The following is a 20401-nucleotide window of genomic DNA, read 5'->3' as shown; positions in this document are numbered from 1 at the left end:
ACCGGGGGACGACACACGGCGTACTGCCGGACAGGCCCGCGCTCTGCGAGGGGGAAACGTGGACGAGCGGCGTCCGGGAGTAGGGGAGCGGTTGTGTGTCGCGGTGGCCGCCGGACCGATGAGCCCGTTCCGAGGGGCTGATCGGTCCGGCGTCGCCGACTCCCCGAAGGCAAGGGACGAGGGCCTGGCCGCCCTTCCGGGGGAGTGAAGGGCATTGGTAGCCATGTCGACAAGTACCCCGTCGGTCCGGCAGTCGGCCGGGCAGGAACCGGCGCCCGCGTCCAGTGCTGTCTCGCAGGCACTGGAGCACTTGGTCGCGACCCACCCGCCTCTCGCCCCGCACGCCCCCGCGCTCCGGCGTCTCGCCGCCGCGGTCCGTACGGGACGCTCGCTCGAGCAGTGGCAGTACACCGACCTGGCGGGCGCGTTCACCGACTCCTCGGCCTACGACGACCCACCCGACCCGTCGCGCCGCCTTCGGCGGAGCCTGGAACTGCTGCCCTCCGTCACGGTCTTCGTCCCCCTGCTCGTGACATGGAGCGGACTGGCGGCAGCCACCCACGCGTACCAGCGCATGCTGGACGACACCGCCGTGCGGGACCGGCGGCAGGCCCGGGGCAGAACCTTCCTGGAACTGTGGCAGACCGGGTTCGACGGCCATCTTCAGGCACCGCTCACCTTCGGCTGGATGGCGCTGTGGACGCTGCTCGCCATCTGTCTGGTCATCGCCTCCACCGTGCTCGCGGCCGTCTCGAGGCGTCGTCATGACGCGCGGGTCACCTCCGCCAGGGAAGGGGCCAGAAGGGCCCTCATCCCGCTGCTGCACGAGGCGCAGGCCGTGCTCAACCAGGCCCGGCACGCTTCACCCGGCCGCCACGCCTCGGATTTCGCCGAGCTCGCGGACGCGATGCGCGGCACTCTCGCCGAGACCCGGCTGGCCCATGAGGTCGCCGTGGAGGCACAACGGGCGACCCGGGACCTGGCGCAGCAGGCCAACGAGCTCTACGGGCAGTTGGACGCCTCCGCCCAGGCTCTCCGCGATGCCACCAAGGACTTCGAGAACGCCGCCCACGCCGTACTGTCCTCGACCGCCGAGGCATCCGGTGCCGCCGGCCGGCTGAGCGGGGCCGTGGACCGGCACCTGGAGGCGGTGGAGCGGCGTATCGACTCCGCCGCGGCGAGCCTTGTCGAGCAGACGGCCGAAGCGGCCGACCACGGACGGCAGCGCTTCACGGAGGCGGCCGCGCACACCGAGGAACAGCTCGGCGCGATCCGGGAGCGGCTCTCCGAGACGGTCGACGCCTTGCTCACGGCGTCGGGAACGGTGTCCTCCAGCGGCAGCGGTCTGGCCACGGCTCTCATGGCCGCCGCGGAGGAAGGAGCCCGTCACATCGGCGAGACGTACCGTCTGGCCGTGGCGGCCACCACCGTCTCGCTCACCGGCACCATGGCAGAAGTGGCCCGCGACACGGAGGCCGTGGTGGCGCGGGGCGAGCGGTCCACCCGGGAGACGGTCGAGCAGTACGCCGCCGTCCACGCGGAGTGCGCGGCCCGCGAGGAGCGCCGGCACGGTGATGTCCTGCGGCGGCAGGCGGAGTTCGCCGACCGGCTGCGGGAGTCCGCTGCCGTCTTCGACACCGCGCTGACCCGTGCGACGGCGGCTCTGGAGGCCGTGGTCACGGAGGCAGGCGCGAGGGCCGCAGCCGGCACAGCTTCCGACGTGGTGCAGCCCGGGCCCGGGAGCTCGGGGACCCCGTCGGGAAGCGAGGGCACGGCGTACGCGCGGAACGCGGCGTGGCCCGCGGACGACGGGCCGGCCGGGGACATCCACGACGAGGGAGGAGCGTCGTGACGCGGCCGGGCCGGCTCTCCGGCCGCCCCGAACTCCTCGCCGGCTGGCTCTTCGCGGATCTCCTGATCGTCCTCGTGCTCGTCGTGCTCGGAGGACAGCGGACCGAGTCTCCCACCGGTGGCGCGGACCCCTCGCCCTCGTCGGCCCCCTCCCGCCCGGCCACGGCTCCCCCTGGGCTCGACCGGACACCGGTGGTGATCGAGGTGCTGGGGGAGGCATCGGACCAGGACGTCCTCGGCGGGGACCGGGAGCGGCGAGCCCGCGCGCACCGCTCCCTCGTCGCGGCCGTACGCGCGGCCGTGGATCTGCAGGTGCGGCAGGCGGACGCCGAGGGAGAGGTCGGGCTGTCCGGCCGCCGCGCGGCCATCTGCGCCGTCTTCGGCACCTTCCGGACCTCGTTCGGAGTCGACTCCGAACGGAGCAAGAAGTACGCCCTCGCGGCCTCCCGGCTGTTCAACGAAGCCGACCCCGCGCTGTTCCCCGCGGACATCGCGTTCTACCAGCACTACCACGACCTGAGCGCGCCGGCCGGGCGGCTGACCGTCAAGATCTTCCTCTTCGACCGCCGCACGGACACCTGAGCCGTCGCCCGTGACACCACCGCACCAGATTCGGAGTACCGCCGCATGGCCGAGCAGCACACCGCCTCCGCAGGGAGCGGTACGGGTAACACCGACGCGCACGGAGACCCGCATCCCCCTCCACCGTCCGGCACCTCCTCGTCCACCGTCGAGAACGCGGTGCGCTTCGCCGAGGAGAGCTTGGAGGTCCTCGGGCTCCAGAGCCCCGGCGAGGGGGACGAGATCACTCCGCGGCTGATCGAGCAGGCCCGCCAGGAGGCCCTGGAACTGCGCCAGGTCGCCGAAGCCCCCGTCACCATCGGTGTGGTGGGGGAGTTCAGCGCCGGCAAGACCCTGCTGATCGGCACCCTTCTCGGCCGGCCGGACCTGCTGCCCGTCGAGGTGCGGGCCACCACCGGCAATGTCACGGCACTCCACCTCGTCCAGGGGCCGGAGGGGGAGCCGACCCGTCTGGAGGGGGATGCGGTCGTCGAGTTCCTCTCCCGGAGAGGGGCACAGGAGTGCCTCCGGTTCATGCTGGACGAGCTCGTCCACAAGGTGCGCCAGGACCTGCCCGGCGCGGAGCTGTCGGCCCTGGAGGCGTACGACCCGGTCGAGGACGACTGGCGGGCCTTCGAGCGCTGGGCGCAGCGCACGCTGTGGGGTTCGGAGGTGGGCAACCCCCGCCACCGGCGTCTGGCCCACGAGATCCTGCTGTTCCGGGACGCGCACCGGGGCGGGGAGAGCATCCTGGGCGGCCGGACCGCCATGGCGCACGAACTCATCCGGGGCGCCCTGGACCTGGGGGAGATCGCGCCGCCGCCTGCCTCGTTCCCCGGACGCGCCGGCGTGCGGTTCGACGCCGCTTCGGTCGGTGTCTCGGCAGACGCCCTCCGGGCGGCGTTCCCGCTGATCCGCCGGGTCACCTACCGGGTGTCGGTGGCGCCCGAGGCATGGGACCTGGGAGCGCTGCGGGGAGAGAACGACGTGGTCCTGCTCGATTTCCCCGGGCTGGGCAGTGAGGGCTCCGGCAGCCGCGACGCCTATCTGAGCCACAGTGAACTGAGCGACGTCTCGACGATCCTGGTCGTCCTGCGAGCCAATCAGCCCAACACGCGTGCCCCCCTGGAGTTCTACGGGATGCTCCAGCGCCATGGCCGCAGCCGTGCGGAGCTGGAGGACGCCGTACTCGTCGCGGGGAACCGGTTCGACACCGTGCCCGTACCTCCGCTGTCCTCCGAGGGGCGTGTCTCGGCGCAGGAGCTGCACTCCAGGTCCCAGTACGTGACCGGGTTCGACGTCACGGGGCGGGAACTCGTCCAGGGCCGTTCCGACCGCGTACTGCCCGTGTCGGCGATCGCCGGTGTCCACGCCTACGGCTACCACTACGAGGACGCGGGCGCGGAGTCACGGATCGAGGTCGAAGGACTGCTGCGGCAGTACGGCCAGGCGAAGAGGGAGCGGGCCAAGGACCCCGCGCTGCCCTCCTGGGACGAGTGGGGCCGGCGCATCGGCGAGGCGTTCCCCGGTGACCCCTGGGCGGTCCGGCTCCAGGACTTCGCGAACGACGGCGGCATCGGTGCGCTGCGCGTTCTGATCGAAGGGCATGTCATACGCCACGGTGTACGGCTGAAGGCCGGGCGCGTACTCAAGCGGCACAAGACGCTGACGGGTCTCCTGCGCGCACTGGCCGCCGTCGTCCGCAGCACGGGCGGGGAGGACAACAAGGCCCTGGGGGAGGCGGAGACCAGGCTGAGGGAGCTCAGAAGCATGCTGGTGCGCATCCAGATCGACCTCGGTCAGCTGCGCGATCCCACGTCGCTCACCTACGGGTCCGGGGTCTCCTTGCTGGAGACGCTGCGCCGGAAGGCGATCGTCGAGGTCTTCGGATGGCCGGAGTGGCACGACCTGGTGAACCAGGTGAGCAACGGGCTGATCACGGTGGGCGAGAAGGGGCCGTCCCAGTGGCTGATGGACGGCCCCCTGACCAGCCTCGCCACCGGGCTGCACGGCGGTTCCGACGATGTCAGCGGGACCGCCGTCTTCCGTAAGAGGTTCGACGACACCGTCGCCCGACTGGCGTTGGAGACCCTCGAGCACGTCGACCTGTGGGCTCAGGGGTTCGGGGAATCGTGGAACGAAAGGCTGGTCGAACTGAACCACTGGTGGCGGGAGGAGGAGACACAGGCCCTGCTCGCCGGCCCCTTCGCGGAGCTCGACAAGGACGACCTCGGAGAGCGGCGTAAGGCGATCTTGAGCCTGCTGACCGACGTCGGCTGGATGGCCGAGGCGCTCAGGCGGACGGTGCTCCGGCCCGCGCACGATGCGGTCAGCGGCTCGACGCCGAGCGCACGGTTTCCCCTGAGGGAATGCCACGACCTGCCGTGGAACCCCTCCGTCGCGCCCCGTCTGGACGCGGTGCAGAAGGGCACCGAGCTGCATCAGATGAGGGCCTTCCGGATGCGGCGGGAGATAGCCGAGGCGGTCGCCGAGGTCTGCACCGGCCTGCTGCTGGAGCTCCTGGAACAGGCCCGGGAGTTCCTGTCGATCCAGTTCCGCAGCGTGCAGGGGTTCATTCCGGTGGGGGCCCAGCTCCGGCGCCGCAGCGCCAAGAGGGCCAGGAGCCTCTTCCAGGAGCCGCCCGACGCGGAGGAACCGGCCGACGCGGAGCGCGGAATCTCCCCGCTCCTGGACCACCTGTCGAAGTGGGGGATCGACACATGAGGCATCTCGACCTGTCCCTGGAGTTCGACGCGGATCCGCGTTCGAGTGTGCGCCGGTACGGCCCCAAGGTGTTCGAGACCAGTCCGAGTCCGGACACGGGCCAGTACGAACTGCCGCAGCTCGTGCTCGTCTCCGGCGACGGAGCGGCCTGGAGTTCGGTCCATGACCTGCGGATCATCGAAGTCCGCGACGCGGGTCCGGAGTTGAAGCACTGGCTGATGACGCGTTGGGTGTACCCCGGCATGGCGGGGGAGCGCGTCCAGGGGCGGCGGAATCTGGAACCGCCCGTGTCCGTACCGACGGAGCTCCTTCCGCCCGCTCCCCCGGACGGCGGCGGGCGCCTGTCGTGCGACGTGATCTGGGGAGTGGCGTTCACCTCGGGAGCCGCGCAGGACGCCGGCGTCCAGCGGGTTCCCTTCACCGTGACCCTGGAGTTCGTCCTCGTGCCGCACGGCGCCGCGGAGGAGCCCGAGGAGGAGCTCTACGGCCTCCGCCGGCGCACGCTCACCGACCGGGACCGGGTCTTCCCGGGATTCGCCGCCGTCGACTTCGGAACGACGGCCTCCACCGTGACGCTGTTCGACCCCCGTCAGGACAACCAGCTTCCGATCGACCCGGAGCAAGAACGGCAACTGCGCGTTCTCCTCGCCGATCTGCTGGAGGACTCTCCCCCGGCCACGTCCGCGTCCGCCGGGGTGGCCTGGAAGTCCCATCTCGACGGGCTGATCGGGCTGACGGGCAGGAGTGCGGGCGACGAGAGGATCGACTCGGTGGCCGCGCTGGCGTCCCGTCTGCGCGACGGCCGGCCGCTGCCCGCCGGGCTGCTCGACAGGGTCTGCCTCGAACTGGACAAGAGCCTGTCGTCGGAGTCGGAAGCCCTGTCCCACTGGCTGGCGCTCCGTCTGCACGAGGTCTACGACCGGGCGCTGGACGTTCCGCCGTTGGCCCGGGTGCGGCTGCGGCAGGTCACCTTCCGCGAGGAGTTGCCCGGCCACCGGACGTTCATCGAAAGCGGTCTGAAAGTCGAGGAGTCCGAACCGCCGTCGTTCACCATCGGCGCCTCCATCGGCAAGGAGCACACCGTCTGCCCCGACCTCAAGCGCTATCTCGGAGAGACCCGGCAGATCGACGTCCCCGGGCTGCCGGCGCACCACTCCCTCACCACCGACTACCTCTACACGCACGTCTACCACGAACTCCTCGGCCACGCCCAGCGGTTCGCGGCCCGCGACCGCGACCCCGAAGCCCGGCCCGTGAACCGGATCGCGGTCACCTACCCCACCACCACCGCGCCCAGCGCCCGTGCGGCGCTGGCGAAGCTGCTGCTGGAATCGCTGGACGCGACCGAGGTCTGTGCCGACTACGACGAGGGCGTGGCCGCGGGACTGTTCTTCGTCCTGCGCGATCTCGGCATGGACCTCGGCAACGGAGTCGAGGCGCTGCGTGCCCGCTCCCACGAGGTCGAAGGCGCCGAGCGCCCGACCTGGGAGCAGAGCGGTCTGGTCATCGACATCGGGGGAGGTACGACCGACATCGCGCTGCTGCGTCTGACCCTCACGGAGCGGGACCCCGATCCGGTCCCCGGTGAGACGATCGCCGCCTCCGCCCGGGGTGTCCACTACGACCTCAGCCCTGAGGTCGTCGGTTCCACCGGCCATACGCAGCTCGGTGGGGACTTCCTCAGCCTGCGCGTCTTCTACTGGATCAAGGCCCGTGTCGTCGACGAACTGCTCCGGGGCGAGGGGCACAGCATGGAGCGCGACGCACTGGCCGCCCTGCTGCCGGAGTCGCTGCGGACGGAGTCCGGAGCCCTCCTGGCCCTCACCGAGGCCGTGCTCGGATACGGGCTGGAGGACGATGTCGCACCGGCCGACGTCCGGCAGATACTCAACAACCTGCTGCCGTCGCAGTGGCCGGAGGGCGAGAGCGACCCGGCTTCCCACAGTGTCTTCAACATCCTCTGGGGGCTGGCCGAGGAGGCCAAGAAGACGCTGGGCGGAGCGGACGAGGCGTCCGCGGGGCATTTCACCGTCCCTGCCGACAAGCTCAAGGAGCTGCGGCATCATGCGTTCGACCTGCCGGGCCGGAAGGCACCGTACGGGGAGGAGCTCTTCCCCGCGGAGGGGGTGCGGTTGGAGCGGGAGCAGTTCCGCAGGCTGACCCGTCCGGTGATCCACCGAGTGGCGTCCATCGCGGCGGACCTGGTGACCGACAATCTGGACAGGCTTCCCGGCGGCCGGCTGGACCGGGTGATGCTCTCCGGCCGCAGCACCCTGATGCCGCTCGTCAGGGACGGCATTGTGGAATGGTTCACGGGCAACGCCCCCGGGGCGGCACCGCTGCCCTGGAACGCGGCGGCCCTCTCCCAGGAGACGCGCTACGCCAAACAGGCGGCCTCGATCGGCGCCGCCTGGGCGTACGCACTCAAGAACACCGAGTGGGAGGCCGCCACCGGCCCTTCCGCGAAGGGCGACGGCAGCGGCATCATGACCGCTGAACAGCGCGGGCTGACCGCGATCTCCCTGGACACCCGGAATCTGTTCCTCGGTATGCCCTGCACCATGTATCTCCTCGGCGGGAACACCTTTGTGGAAGGCGTGTTCAAGACCGGTCAGCAGTTCGAGGAACTGGACGAGACGGGCCGGCTGGGCCGGTACAGCAACGCGTTCTCCCTGCCGCGCAAGATCTTTCTCCAGCGGGTCACCGGCAGCTCCAGTTCGGTCAACTGGGGAAGCCTGGACCTCGTCGAACACGCCGGCCGGGAGCACTTCCGGCCCAGTGAGTCCCTGTGGTGGGGGGCCGGAGGCCGCCGGTCGGAGCAGCGCGTCCAGGCACGCATCGAAGTGGACCACCAGCTCAATCCCGCGGTGCACATCTTCCTCGGCCCGGAGCACTACCTCGTCCAGGGCGAGGCACTGGATCTGGCACCCGTACTGATGGGGCAGAGCGCGTCCGACGAGGACGGAAAAGGGATCCGTGCCCTGCCGTGGGCCGTGCATGTGGAGACCGGGAAAGAGGAGGAGGCCGACAGCGAGGTCTTCGCCGCCGGGCCCCTGGGCGGGGCGGAGCCCCTGCAGCTCCATGAGAGCGCGGACGCCCAGACCCCGGGCCTGGCTGGTGCCGTCGCCCAGCTGCCGCCCCCGCTCCGCGAGGGCGCCCTTCAGGTGTACCGCTTCGTCGCGGTGGGGCGGGACGGGACGCGCAGGGACCTGGGCGAGCTCAACGCGCCCGGCGAATGGGGTGCCAAAGCGGCCTACCACGCGTCGCTGACGTCGACCGGCCGCCTACGGGTGCACCGCGGCAGGGTCCCTTTCCTGCCCGCCAAGGATCTGCGGGAGGTGCAGGAGAGGCCGGGCGCGGTCCGTCGCCTGGCCATGGCCAGGAGCGAGTCCCCGGTGAACGAGATGTGGAACCCCTACTCCGGAAGGCACTGATGACCACCGACGCACTGCCGGTCACCGTGCCGGAGCCACCGTCGCCCTTGGAGGCGTTGGTCGACGCCGCGATACACGACCACGGCTCCGAAGCCTGCCGTCAGGCGCGCGAACGGCTGATCGACGTGGCCGCGGCGCTGATCCGTATCGGGCTGCGAGCGGACGCCCAGGAGGGGGCAGCTGGGGACCGCGTCGTCGCCCTGGGCACCGCTCTCGTGGCACGGCTGAGCCGCACGGCCGACGGAGGGCAACGGACGCAGGAGGCTGGGACGGAGGAGAGCGGGAGGGCAGGGACCGGGAGGGCGGAGACCGGGACGGAGGGGGCCGCGACGGACGTGGCCGCGACGCTCCGGGCCGGAGCGGAGGAGCGGGAGACAGCGGAGACGGCATCCGAGGAGGCGGGGGCCGAGGAGGCGGGCGTCAAGGAGACCGGGACCGGCGGGAGGGGGGCTGAGGAAACGGGAGCGGAGGCAACCGGGACCGAGGACATCCGGACGGAGGACGCCGGGACGGCACAGACCGGGAGCGGGGAAGCCGCGACGGAGGGAAGCCGGGCGGGGGGAGCCGGGCAACCGCTTCCGGACGCGGACGCGGGCCCCGGTGGCGATGCGCCGGACACCCCCGCGGTGCGGGACTTCGTCGACGGCAGAGACTCCTTCCCCGTAACGCCCCCGGACCCGCGGGGCGGCGCGGAACTCTCCGTTTCCACGCCGGCCGTGTCGTCCGTGGGCCGGTCGGGCGGTGGACAGGCGGCTGCCCGTTCCTCGGTACGTCAGAGGGACTTCCGTGCCGAGCTCGCCCGGCTGTGGACCGATGAGTTCCGGACTCAGGAGCACCTCCGAGGCGACACGGTTCTCGACACCCTCGTCCACCGGTGCGCCGCGGCGGGACCGGCCGCCTCCGACCTGCACTGGGCCGAGGTGTGGGACGCCCTGCATCTGGCGCTGCTACGGCTCCCCGGAGGGAAGAAGGAGAAGGAGCTCCGCGCGGCTCTGGCCGACGCCGCGGGAATACCCGGGCGGGAAGGGTGGAGCATCCCCCCGCTACCGGGCGAACTGCTGACCTCCGAAACGGGTGGTGCATGGGGGAGTCGGCACGGCACCGGCGCATGCGAGGGTCAGGACGGCAGCCATGCGCACGCCACCACCGCGCCGGACGGCGGCCTCGACCTCGGTACGCGCCCCGGGCAGGGGCTCGAACTGCCGGACTACGGACCGTACGCGGTGAAGAAGAGCCCCCGTTTCCCTCAACCGGCCGGTCTCCACCCGGCCTTGAGGGGACGGGCCGCCGCGCTGGGGCCCCTGCTCAGCTCGCTCGCCAACGACATTCTGCGCCTCGCCGCGAGGGACCGCAGCCTGCACTACACCTGGGAGAGGTCGGCGGTCGTCGATCCACCGGCTCTGCAGAGGTTCCACACGGCGGACTCCGCGTTCCACGTATCGCGGTATGTCCGTGCGCTGCTCCGTCAAGTGGACGCGGTGACGAAGCGCAGGCGGCAGAACTGGGGGTGGGCGGAAGCGACGGAGTACGTCGAACTCGACGCCGGTCTCGGCAGTCCGGTCCACTCGTATCCCGCGGCGCAGACGAGCTGGTGGGGGTGGCGGCGCCAGGCGCTGACCCTCCACACCACACAGGTGCTGCGCGAGCACGGGTTCAACTGCGCCGCGCGGGATATCGGTCTGTCCGGCACCATGCGCCAGGACAAGGACGTCCCGCTCGACCTCGCCGGTCCGCCACCGGGAACCACGCTGTGGGTGGCCAAGCACGCCCTGCTGAAGGGAAACCACCAGCTCACACCGGGAGTTGTGGTGTACGCCCGGAACACCAAGGCCGCGCGATGAGCCACATCGCAGCGCGTGACGACGGCTGTGCGCATGACGGCGGGCCTGACGGTGCTTCTGCCCGTGACAACGGCTGTGACGGCGGCCGTGACGAGGTGCGTGACGGTGCTTCTGCCCGTGACCGGGGTCGTGACGGTGCCTCTGCCCGTGACGAGGGCCGTGACGGTGCCTCTGCCCGGGATGACGCCGCCGTCCGGGATGGTGTCCCCGCGCCGCGTACCCCTGCTCGGGAGATACCCGTTCCGGGTGTGGACGCCGTCGCCCTCATCCGGCGCTGGCGGCCCACGGCCCGCGTCCTCGGCGCCACCCCGGCCGGCCGGTCCGCGGGGCTCGGGCCCCGCCTGCTCGCGGACGTTGACACCGTGGCGGACACCCCGCCTCCCTGGCCGTTGCGGCTCACCGTGGCGGCGGCGACCCCCGCGTCCGAGGAAGCCGCCGCCAGGGTCCGCGCCCTGCTGCTCGCCGCGGAGTTCCCCGGCGCAGCCGGGCGCACCCCGGACGCCGGGTCCGTCCGCGGACCGATGGCGCTGGAGATCACGAGGCCCCGCCGGAGGGAGGTCCTCGACGGCTCGCACGCGGTGGTCCTCGTCGTCGACCACCCGGCGTACGCGGCCATGGACGCCGACCCGCAGGGGGAGGAAGCCCGGATGTTCCGCCGTATCGCGGGCCGGGCCAAGGATGTCGCCGGGCGGCGGGGCACGGCCGTGGCCGTGGTGTCACGATCCGGGGAAGGCTGGTTCCACCCGGGCAACCTGAGCTCCTGGTGCGCCGCCACGTTCCGGTCCCTGCTCGGCCCGGCGTGGCCGGCGAGCACGGTCCTGCCCATGGACCTCGGCCCGCACGGATCCGGCGGCAGCGCATGCGTACGGCTGGTGTCCGAACGCTGGGGTGAGCCCGAGCTGCCGGCCGAGGTCACCGCGGAGCGGCTGCGGGCGGCGTTCTCCTCCCTGCGGCTGGAACTCCTGGACGAAGCCTTCCACCAGGGCTGGCCCGATCCCACCGTCGCTCCGGCACGCCGTCCCGCCGATCCTCCCGCCCTCGAACTGCCGGGCCCCGGCGACCGGCCCTGGGCGTCGGCCAAGACGCTGTGGCACCGCCTGCGCGTGCACACCTGTACGGGACCGGCCGCGGACGCGGCGTGGGGTATGGCCGGGACGCGCCGTACACAGGACACCGATCGTATGGAGAGACGCCGATGAACGACCAGGACTGGATCACGGTCGGCAGCACCCTGCTGAGCCTGATCCTCATGGTGCTCCTCGCACTCTCCGTACGGCGCACCCGACGCCTCATGGGCGGCGAGCAGCGGCTCGGCAGGGAGGTGGCCGCACTGCGCGAGCAGCACCGTGAGCTCGCGGCCTCGCGCCCCGATCCGCGTGCGCTCGAGGCGCTGCGTCACCAACTGGCGGCCGCGCAGGAGCTGTCGACGGGACAGGCCCAGCAGGCCCAGCGCGATGAGCGGCTTCAGCAGGACCTCCGCCGGCAGCTCTCCGTGGCGCAGGTGCAACGGGACGCGGCGCAGGAGGAGGCGGAGCGGCTCCGCAACCGGCCGCTGCCCGAGCCGCCTGCGGCGCCCGAGCCGCCTCCGGTGCTGCCCGGAACGATGCCGCCCCTGGCCGCAGCCGGTGCCTCGGGCACCGCCGAACCGATGGCCGGTCAGGTGCCGGCGGGGCTCGACCCGGTGCCCGACACGGAGGTGGACGCGGGCGATCAGGGGGGCCTCCTCCTCCGTGCGGCCTCGGTGCGCGGCGCACGGCACCGCAGGGCGGCCGTACACCGCAAGGATGCCTTTCTGCTGCGCAGTTACGACGGCCGTTTCCGCCGTCCGTTCACCCTCGCCGCCGTGGCCGCGGGCGACCCGGCGGGGGAGTGGGCGCAGATCGCGGCCCGCAGGACCTGCCTCAGTCTGGCGGATCAGCTGGGCAGCCTGGCACAGACGGTGGAACGGGTCGTGGAGGGCGACGGGGACGAGGATCTGCTGCGCGAGCTGCTGCACACCGTCGTGGACGGCACGGTCGAGTCGCTGTCCCACCTGGCCCGTTCGCGCAACGCGGCCGATCCGTCCGATGCGGCAACGGAGTTCATCGCCCTGCTGTCCCCGGTGGGCGACACCGACAGCCGCCGTCATCTGGTTTTCGGCGTCGGACCCTGCGCGGCGATACGTCTGCGTGACGGGGAGTGGGAGGTGGTCTTCACCCCGGCCCCGGCGGAAGCTTCCGGCGGGGCCGCCGAACGGAGCGAGCGGACGGTCCAGGACACGTCGGAGGCGCTCCGCCACGGCTTCGTGGAAACCCTCCCCGGCGATGTGCTGGCCGTGTGCAGTCCGGCCGCCGCCCGGCTCCTCCTGGATCAGGACGCGCGGGAGTTCCTCGCCGAGCAGTGGTCGGACGGGGCACCCCATCTGGCGGAATTCCTCTGGCAGATGGGCGTCCATGTACGGGGCGCCACAGCGGACCGCACCGCGGTCTGCCTGTGGGAGTTCGGCTCCGTCGCACAGGTGCGCCGGTCCGGGCCGTCCCGGGCCGCACAGGGCACCTACTGATCACGTGGCCCCGTGGCTTGCTGCCGCTGGGTCTGCCTCGTCGAAGGGGCCGCGCCGGGGCACGCTCCCCTCACATATTGATCATGTGACCCGCGAGCCCGTGGACAGCCTCCTTGACCGCTTCGCCCAGCGTGGGGTGCCCGTGGACGTTCCGCGCCACCTCGTGGACGGTCAGATCCCACTGCTGGGCCAGGGTCAGCTCCGGCAGCAGCTCGGTCACCTCAGGACCGATCAGATGGGCTCCCAGAATCTCGCCGTACCGGTTGTCGCTGAGGATCTTCACAAATCCCGCGGTGTCTCCGAGCCCGTGCGACTTGCCGTTCGCGGTGAACGGGAACTTCGCCACGTTCACGTCGTAGCCCTGTTCGCGGGCCTGCGCCTCCGTCCAGCCGAAGCTGGCGATCTGCGGCTGGCAGTACGTGGCCCGCGGGATCATCACATAGTCCAGCTCCATGGTCGCCGCACCGGCGATCGTCTCGGCCGCGACGATGCCCATCGCCTCCGCGGCGTGAGCGAGCATCAGCTTCGCCGTGACATCGCCGATGGCGAAGATATGCGGCACGCTGGTCCGGCACCTGGCGTCGACATCGATGGCGCCGCGCTCGGTCAGCCGTACGCCCGCGTTCCTCAGCCCGTACCCGCCGACCCGCGGCTGGAAGCCGATGGCCTGCAGTACCTTGTCGGCCTCGAGCGTCTGCCGCTGCCCGCCCGTGGTCACCATGACCCGGACCGTGCCGCCGGAGTCGTCGATCCCCTCCACGCGCGTGGAGGTGAGCACGTTGATGCCCAGCTTCCGGAAACGCCGCGTCAGCTCGGCGGAGACCTCCTCGTCCTCCAGGGGCACGATCCGGTCGAGAAACTCCACGAGCGTGACCTGGACGCCGTAGTTGTGCAGCACGTACGCGAACTCGACGCCGATGGCGCCCGCACCCGCGATCACGATGCTCTGGGGGAGTTCGTCGGTGAGGATCTGCTCCTCATAGGTCACCACGCGCTCGCTGAGGGAGGTACCCGGCAGGAGCTTGGTCGTCGCACCGGCCGCGATGACGCAGTGGTCGAACGAGACGGTGTCCGTGCTGCCGTCCTTGAGCGTGACATGGAGGGTGTTGGCGTCGATGAAGCTGCCCAGCCCCTCGTACTGGGTGATCTTGTTCTTCTTCATCAGGAAGTGCACACCCTTGACGCGCCCGTCGGCCACCTTCCGGCTGCGGGTGTACGCCTGCCGGTAGTCGAAGCTCACCTGGCCGTCCACCTGGATGCCGAAGGTCTTCGCTTCCTTGGTGAAGATATGCGCCAGCTCAGCGTTGCGGAGCAGGGCTTTCGACGGGATGCAGCCGACGTTGAGACAGACGCCGCCCCAGTACCGCTCCTCGACGATCGCCGTGCTGAGACCGAGCTGGGCGGCCCTGATCGCGGCGACATAACCTCCCGGGCCCGCACCCAGGACCACGACGTCAAAGTGTGCGCTCATACAGGGCACCCTACGACCTGTCCGACACCTCACGCCGGATCAGCGCGCGGCGGTGCGATCCATCTCACTGCCGCCGAGCTGCCGGATCGAGTGATCGCGGCGTGGCTGTCAACGGCTCCTCGTACGGTGGTCTCCGGGCGGGAGCGGGGGGCTCTCCGCCCGGACGGAAGGGACCATGGGATGGAGCCGTTGAGCAGGGTGCCGCCGGACGCGTTCCGGTTCACCATGGGAGACCGGGCCGGACGGTACGGAGCGATACTGCAGGTGTTCGGCTCGGCCCACGAGCGCCTGGAGACCGCACTCGGCGTGGAGGAGATCCGCGGACGACTCCGCTCGTCCGGCCCGCTCGACGCGCTGTCCGAGGAGGATCTGTCCGCCGCGTTGAGGCAGCTGGAGGAGTGGGGGCTGCTGGACGTCACCCACAGCCACGCCGGGAACCCTCGCACCGCGCAGGAGTACGAGCAAGGCCCTCTCCAGTACTCCCCGACCCCTCTCGGGGAGGCGGCGTTCGCAGGAGTCCGGCACGCACCGGCCGTGCTCACCTCGGCCGGGGAGCTGCAGACGGCCGCACTCGCGGCCGTCGCCGACCGGCTCGACGAGTTGCACGCGCTGCTGGAGCAGCCCGCGTCGGCGGACCGGCGGATCTTCGGCACCCTCCAGGAGCTGGAGGCGCACCTGGAGGCACTGCTCGACAACTCCGGGGCGCTCACACGCGAGTTGGGGAGCCTGTCGCGGGCCGAAGGAGCCGGCCTCGCCGGCCTCGGGGAGGTGGAGTCCGCGACCGTTGCCCCTGCGCCGGAGTCCCCGACCGTTGCCCCTGCGCGGGAGTTCGCGACCGTCGCCCTCGTGCAAGGGTTCCTGAGTGATCTGGAACGGCGGGGGCAAGCGGTGGAGGCGGCCGTGGCCCGGGTCGAGGACCGGGGCGTCGGCGTGCTGCACGAGCGTGCGCTGCGCGGAGCGGCACTGCCGCTCGTCCCGGGAGAGGATCCCGGCCCGGCCTGGCTGGAGGGCCGCCGGGCGCGCTGGGAGGATCTGCGGGCCTGGTTCCGGCCGGTCGACGGCACACCGGCGCGGATGCGGGAGCTGCACGACTTCGCCCGCCGGGCATTCCTCACGGCGCCGCACCCGCTCGACGGCACCACCGAGTCCCACCGCCGCTCCACCGGCGCCGCGCGGGACTTCCGGGAACTCGCGCGCTGGTTCGCGGCCGCCCCCGGCGAGGAGGACCTCCACCGGCTGTGGTCGGCGGCCTTCGGCCTCACCTCCTCCCGCCACGCCCATCTGTGCCATCCGGATCCCGAGCTGATCCCGGCGTCCGAGAGCTGGGCCTCGTCCCCGCCCGTCGAGGTCTCCGCGCTGCTGCGCACCAGCGGGCGGACCGAGCGGTTCACCCGCACCGCCCGGGTCCGCGACATCGCCGCGCTCAAGGCCGCTCGTGCCGAACGTGCCCGCCACGAGCGTGCCGAACTGGAAGCGGCATGGGACATGTTGCGCACCGACGGCCCCGTGCGGCTCTCGGACTTCGCCCGTCTGGGACACGGAGTGTTCGAAAGACTGCTCGACCTGCTCGGTCGAGCGTTGTCGTCCGGGCCCGACAGCACCGGGGCCCGCCGGGGCACCACCGGCGACGGGCGGGTGGAGGTCGTACTGCGCCCGGCCCCCGACGGGGGGTCGGCAGTGCTGCGCACACCCCGCGGCACACTCGAGGGACCGGACTACGTGGTCGAGGTACGCACCCCGGGCCGCGCTGCCGTACCGGCCGGGACGACCGCCCGTACGGAGGCAGCCGGATGAGCAATCTCGCCAACCAACTCGTCGTCGCCGAACGGGAGGACGTCGCCCGCTCCATCAAGGCGCTGCTGCGCCGCCCGCTCATCACCGAGCGGAGCGACCCGGACACCTTCGATGTGGTCCGGCGCCGCAGGGAGCCGCTGACGAAGTGGTTCGACTATCACTGCGGCTGGCCGCTGATCGTGGAGCCCCGGCTGGGCTACGCGCGGCTGCTGAAGGTCGGGCACACGACGGACGCGAGCCGTCCGGCGCGGCGGCCCCGCGTGGGGGAGGCGCCGTTCGACCGCCGTCGCTACACGCTGCTGTGCGTGGTGACCGCCGAACTGCTGTCCGTACCGGTGATCACGATCGGCCTGCTCGCCGACCGGGTGGTGCGGGCCACCTCGACGGACCGGGCACTGCCCGCGTTCGACCCCGCGAGCCGGACCGAACGTATGGCGTATGTGGATGCGCTGCGGCTGCTGGAGTCCTACGGGGCGCTGGAGGTGGTGGACGGGTCGACCGAGAGCTATGTGGACGCCGGAGACGCGAAGGTTCTCTATCGCGTGGACGCGACGCTGCTCATGCGACTGCCGGCCGCGCCCAACAGTCCCTCCAGGCTGGCCGTTCCGGCCGAGGAGGTGCCGTACCGCTTCGAGGAGCTCCTCGGCGAGCTGGCGCGCGAACGGCGCTACGGGGACATGACCGGCGATCCTCCCGCGGGGCTCGAGGCCGGGGCCGGGGCCGGGGATCCTCCCGCGTGTCCGGAGGCCGGGACCGGGGATCCTCCCGCGGTCTCCGACCCTCGGCGCAACCTCTGGCTGCGCCACTCCGTGCTGCGCAGGCTCTTCGACGACCCGGTGCTGTACCGGGAGGACCTCTCCGACGGGGAGCTGGCCTACCTCACCTCGCCGACCGGCCGTCAGGTCATGCGCCGGGCCGCCGAACAGGCGGGGTTCGTCCTCGAAGAGCGGGCGGAGGGTCTTCTGCTCGTCGACCCGGACGCCCTCGCCACCGACGGCATGTTCCCCGACGACTCGGGGGCCGCCAAGGTCGCCGCCCTGCTTCTGCTGGACCCCATAGCGGCCTCCCCCGGCGGCAGCACGCCGGAGCAGTTGCACGCCGAGGTCCGGGAGCTGTTGAGCCGCTTCCCGCGCTGGGCGAAGGCCTACGCGTCCCACGAGGGCGTGGCCCGGCTCGTCGCCGACGCCGTGTCCGTGCTGTGCGACTTCGGGCTCGCCCGCCGTGCCGGGGGCCGGGTGACGGCCCGCCCCGCCGCCGCCCGCTACCGCGTCACCGACGCCACCATGCCCTCCGTACCGGATGTGTCACCGGACGCCTCCGTGCCGGACGCGTCTGTACCGGCCACCTCCGTGCCGGCCGCCTCCGTGCCGGACGCCTCTGGACCGGACACCTTCGGATCCGACGCCTCCGGATCCGACACCCCGGAAGGGAACCCTGGATGAGCGTCACGGAACTCCCGACGCGTACCGCCACGCCATCCGCCCACGACGGGCCCGGTCTTCCGCGGCGGCAACGGTGGCAGCCGTCACGGGCCGGAATCGTCAATGTCTGGCGGTATTTCGACGAGACGTTCAGCTTCCACGACGGACGGCTGCTGCTGCGCGGGCAGAACGGGACCGGCAAGTCCAAGGCCCTCGAGGTGTTGTTGCCCTACCTCTTCGACGCGAGCCTGCGGCCCCACCGGCTGTCCACCTTCGGGGGCTCCGAGCGCACCATGCACTGGAACCTCATGGGCGAGGGAGCCACCGGCAAGACGAGAGTCGGCTATGTGTGGCTGGAGTTCACCCGAGGAGAGGGCGAGAAGAGATCCTGGTTCAGCTGCGGTGCCCGTCTGCAGGCGACCGCGCACACCAGTGGTGCGCACGCCGACTACTTCACCACGACGCAGCGGATCTCCGTCCCCGGCGGCCTGCCCCTGGTCAACCCGGCCGGCCAACCGCTCACCCGGGCCGCTCTGACCGAGGCCGTCGCCGGGCACGGAGAGGTCCATGCCTCGGCAGCCGACTATCGCCGCGCCGTCCGCGGCACACTCTTCCCCGGTCTGAGCGAGCGGCGGTACGACGCCCTCATCACCGCCCTGCTGCAACTGCGCACCCCCAAGCTGTCCGAGCGCCTCGACCCGTCGCTGCTGTCCTCCCTGCTGTCCCGTGCTCTGCCGCCGCTGGGCCAGTCCGAGATCGCCGAACTCGCCGAGCGGTTCGAGCGGCTGGACCGGCAGCGCGAGCATCTGCGGAGGCTCGAGGCGCAGGTGACGGCGGCCGGTACCGTCGCCGCCCGGCAGCGCGACTACGCCCGGTGTGTGCTGCGCGCTGCGGCCGCCGCACTGATGACGGCCGACAGCGAGCAGGAGGACCTCACCCGGGCCGCCCGGGAGAGCGAGGACAGCCACGACCACGCCCGGGCGGCCCGGGAGAGCGCCGAGCGGCGCGGGAGGGAACTGGCGCAGGAGACCGAGCAACTCGTAGGCGGTATCGAAGGCTTCACCGGCAGCCAGGAGTACGGCCGGGGCCGCGAGGGGGACCGGCTCCGTCGCCAGGCCGAGGAGGCCGTGCAGGAGGCACGGCGACTGCGGCAGGACGCCGACGACAGGCGCCGTGAGGCCGATACCGACGCCTCGTACGCCGAGAGCGCCCGGAAACGCGCCGACGCCCGGGCCGCCCAGGTTCAGGCCGCGCTGCGGGACATGCGTCAGGCCGCCAGGCGCGCGGGCATGGACACCGTGGGTGCCGGGCTCGAAGCGACTTTTCACCCCGACGTGCCCGACGCGCTCAACGCGCCTGACGCCCTTGCCGCGCCCGATGCCCCGGACGCGCCCGACGCGCCCGACGCGCCTGACGCGCCCGACGCGCCCGACGTGCCCGAGGGGCCCGGCGCACTCCCCGCGCTCGCCGCCGAGAGCGAGCACCTCCGACACCGCGCGCCCGCACCGGACGGGGCCGATGACGCCGAGGCCCGCGGGCGCACGGCTCGCCGGATGCTCCGGGAGGCCGTGCGGGGCAGGGCCGCACAGATCACCCACGCGCGGCAGGCAGTCGGTGCGGTCGACCGTGCCGTGAGCGAACGCACCACGGCCGAGGGCGCCTTGGAGGAGGCACGGAACCACCTGACCAGGGCACACGCGGAGCGGGAGGAATGCGAAAGCGCCTACGAACAGGCCCTGGAGGAACAGGCCGGTCGCCTTCGCGCGTGGGCCGGTGCGTGCACCGAGCTGACGCTCGCGGACGTCGACGGCCTGGTCTCCCGGGCCGCCTCGGAAACGGACGTTCTCGCCTTCGTGGAAGGTGCCTCCCGCGCCGTGGAGGGTGAGATCACCGCGAACGAGACCCTGACCCTGGACGCCCTGCGTGACGCCCGCCAGGAGCGGGGCCGGCTCACCGCCGGTGCCGAACTCCTGGGCCGTCAGGCGGATCTGCCCCCTGCCGCCCCCACGACCCGTACCGCCGTCCGCTCCACCATGGAGGGCGCACCCCTGTGGGGGCTGCTGGCCTTCCACGACGACGTCCCCACCCGTATTCGGGCGGGGGTGGAAGCCGCTCTCCAGGCGTCCGGCCTGCTCGACGCCTGGGTGGGACCCCACGGAGACATCACCGTGCCGGGCCACGACACCCTGGCACGCCCCGAAGCCGTCACACCGGTGACCGGCGCCTCGCTGCTGGACGTGCTCCGCCCCGAGCCCGGCGCACCGGTCCCCGCCGAGCGGGTGCGACGCCTGCTGGCCGGCATCGCGTACGGGCCCGCACTCCCCGCCGGGCACACCGCGGCCGTCGGCGCGGACGGAAGCTGGCGGCTGGCCGGCCTCACCGGCACCTGGAGCAAGGACGAGGCCGCCCATATCGGCGCCCTCGCGCGCGAACGGGTCCGGCAGCGCCGCATCGCCGAACACCTCGCACGTCTCGACCGGGTGAAGGAGGCCATCGAGGAGCTCGAGGACGAGCTGACCCGGCTGGCCCGGCGGCGCGAACGCCTCGAAGCCGACCGCGCGGGCCGCCCGGACCACCGAAGGCTCGACGCGGCCAAGCGCCGCTGGAACCGTGCGGAATCCGACGTCGCCTCCCGCGAGGACCTGGTACGCGGCTCGACCTCGCGGCTGGCGGCCCGGGAGCAGGAGGTGACCCGGGCCCTGCGCGACCTCACCGCGTCGGCCGCCGAACACGCCCTCCCCACCGACCACACCGCCCTGGAC

11 protein-coding genes are annotated in these 20401 nt (G+C 72.2%); 10 read left to right on the top strand and 1 reads right to left on the bottom strand.

Annotated elements, in window-relative coordinates:
* Positions 1-223: 223 nt before the first annotated feature.
* From ACTWQE_RS06360 to ACTWQE_RS06330, 7 genes are all read left to right on the top strand, one after another.
* Entirely contained in the window at positions 224-1852 is a 1629-nt protein-coding gene (locus ACTWQE_RS06360) for a hypothetical protein (protein WP_443327817.1), read from the top strand.
* Positions 1849-2433, top strand: coding sequence for a hypothetical protein (locus ACTWQE_RS06355; protein ID WP_443327816.1), 585 nt, complete (start codon positions 1849-1851; stop codon positions 2431-2433). Before ACTWQE_RS06360 ends, ACTWQE_RS06355 begins: the two co-directional genes overlap by 4 nt.
* A gap of 45 nt (positions 2434-2478) precedes the next feature.
* Positions 2479-5136: a hypothetical protein gene (locus ACTWQE_RS06350; RefSeq protein ID WP_443327815.1), complete on the top strand. Its 2658-nt coding sequence runs from the start codon at positions 2479-2481 to the stop codon at positions 5134-5136.
* Complete coding sequence (locus tag ACTWQE_RS06345) at positions 5133-8570, top strand: hypothetical protein (protein ID WP_443327814.1); 3438 nt, start codon at positions 5133-5135, stop codon at positions 8568-8570. The genes ACTWQE_RS06350 and ACTWQE_RS06345 overlap by 4 nt, the downstream gene beginning before the upstream one ends.
* On the top strand, positions 8570-10411 hold the full coding sequence (locus ACTWQE_RS06340) for a hypothetical protein (RefSeq protein WP_443327813.1): 1842 nt from the start codon (positions 8570-8572) through the stop codon (positions 10409-10411). The genes ACTWQE_RS06345 and ACTWQE_RS06340 overlap by 1 nt, the downstream gene beginning before the upstream one ends.
* Positions 10412-10659: 248 nt before the next feature.
* Positions 10660-11610 (top strand): hypothetical protein, encoded by a 951-nt coding sequence (locus ACTWQE_RS06335; RefSeq protein ID WP_443327812.1) that lies wholly within the window; start codon positions 10660-10662, stop codon positions 11608-11610.
* Entirely contained in the window at positions 11607-12953 is a 1347-nt protein-coding gene (locus tag ACTWQE_RS06330) for a protein phosphatase 2C domain-containing protein (RefSeq protein ID WP_443327811.1), read from the top strand. Before ACTWQE_RS06335 ends, ACTWQE_RS06330 begins: the two co-directional genes overlap by 4 nt.
* A 70-nt stretch (positions 12954-13023) precedes the next feature.
* On the opposite strand, the gene lpdA is transcribed toward ACTWQE_RS06330, so the two are convergent.
* Positions 13024-14424, bottom strand: a complete 1401-nt coding sequence (gene lpdA / locus ACTWQE_RS06325) for a dihydrolipoyl dehydrogenase (protein ID WP_443327810.1) — start codon at positions 14422-14424, stop codon at positions 13024-13026.
* A 180-nt stretch (positions 14425-14604) separates the two neighbouring features.
* Here lpdA and ACTWQE_RS06320 point away from each other — a divergent pair, with 180 nt between their 5' ends.
* The 3 genes from ACTWQE_RS06320 to ACTWQE_RS06310 form a co-directional block, all read left to right on the top strand.
* On the top strand, positions 14605-16218 hold the full coding sequence (locus tag ACTWQE_RS06320; protein ID WP_443327809.1) for a TIGR02677 family protein: 1614 nt from the start codon (positions 14605-14607) through the stop codon (positions 16216-16218).
* Complete coding sequence (locus ACTWQE_RS06315; RefSeq protein WP_443327808.1) at positions 16215-17660, top strand: TIGR02678 family protein; 1446 nt, start codon at positions 16215-16217, stop codon at positions 17658-17660. Before ACTWQE_RS06320 ends, ACTWQE_RS06315 begins: the two co-directional genes overlap by 4 nt.
* Positions 17657-20401, top strand: a 2745-nt coding sequence (locus ACTWQE_RS06310; RefSeq protein ID WP_443327807.1) for a TIGR02680 family protein, incomplete at its 3' end; no start/stop codon positions are given. The genes ACTWQE_RS06315 and ACTWQE_RS06310, both read left to right, overlap by 4 nt.

Source organism: Streptomyces sp. 8N706 (assembly GCF_052245415.1).
GTDB lineage: Bacteria > Actinomycetota > Actinomycetes > Streptomycetales > Streptomycetaceae > Streptomyces.
This window is presented reverse-complemented; position numbering and strand designations above follow the sequence as displayed.

Excerpts from the sequence above, each read along its gene's own strand:
- ACTWQE_RS06345 (WP_443327814.1), top strand. The coding sequence starts at position 5,133 with ATGAGGCATCTCGACCTGTCCCTGGAGTTCGACGCGGATCCGCGTTCG.
- ACTWQE_RS06315 (WP_443327808.1), top strand. The coding sequence starts at position 16,215 with ATGAGCAATCTCGCCAACCAACTCGTCGTCGCCGAACGGGAGGACGTC.
- ACTWQE_RS06320 (WP_443327809.1), top strand. The coding sequence starts at position 14,605 with ATGGAGCCGTTGAGCAGGGTGCCGCCGGACGCGTTCCGGTTCACCATG.
- ACTWQE_RS06330 (WP_443327811.1), top strand. The coding sequence starts at position 11,607 with ATGAACGACCAGGACTGGATCACGGTCGGCAGCACCCTGCTGAGCCTG.
- ACTWQE_RS06360 (WP_443327817.1), top strand. The coding sequence starts at position 224 with ATGTCGACAAGTACCCCGTCGGTCCGGCAGTCGGCCGGGCAGGAACCG.
- lpdA (WP_443327810.1), bottom strand. The coding sequence starts at position 14,424 with ATGAGCGCACACTTTGACGTCGTGGTCCTGGGTGCGGGCCCGGGAGGT.
- ACTWQE_RS06340 (WP_443327813.1), top strand. The coding sequence starts at position 8,570 with ATGACCACCGACGCACTGCCGGTCACCGTGCCGGAGCCACCGTCGCCC.
- ACTWQE_RS06350 (WP_443327815.1), top strand. The coding sequence starts at position 2,479 with ATGGCCGAGCAGCACACCGCCTCCGCAGGGAGCGGTACGGGTAACACC.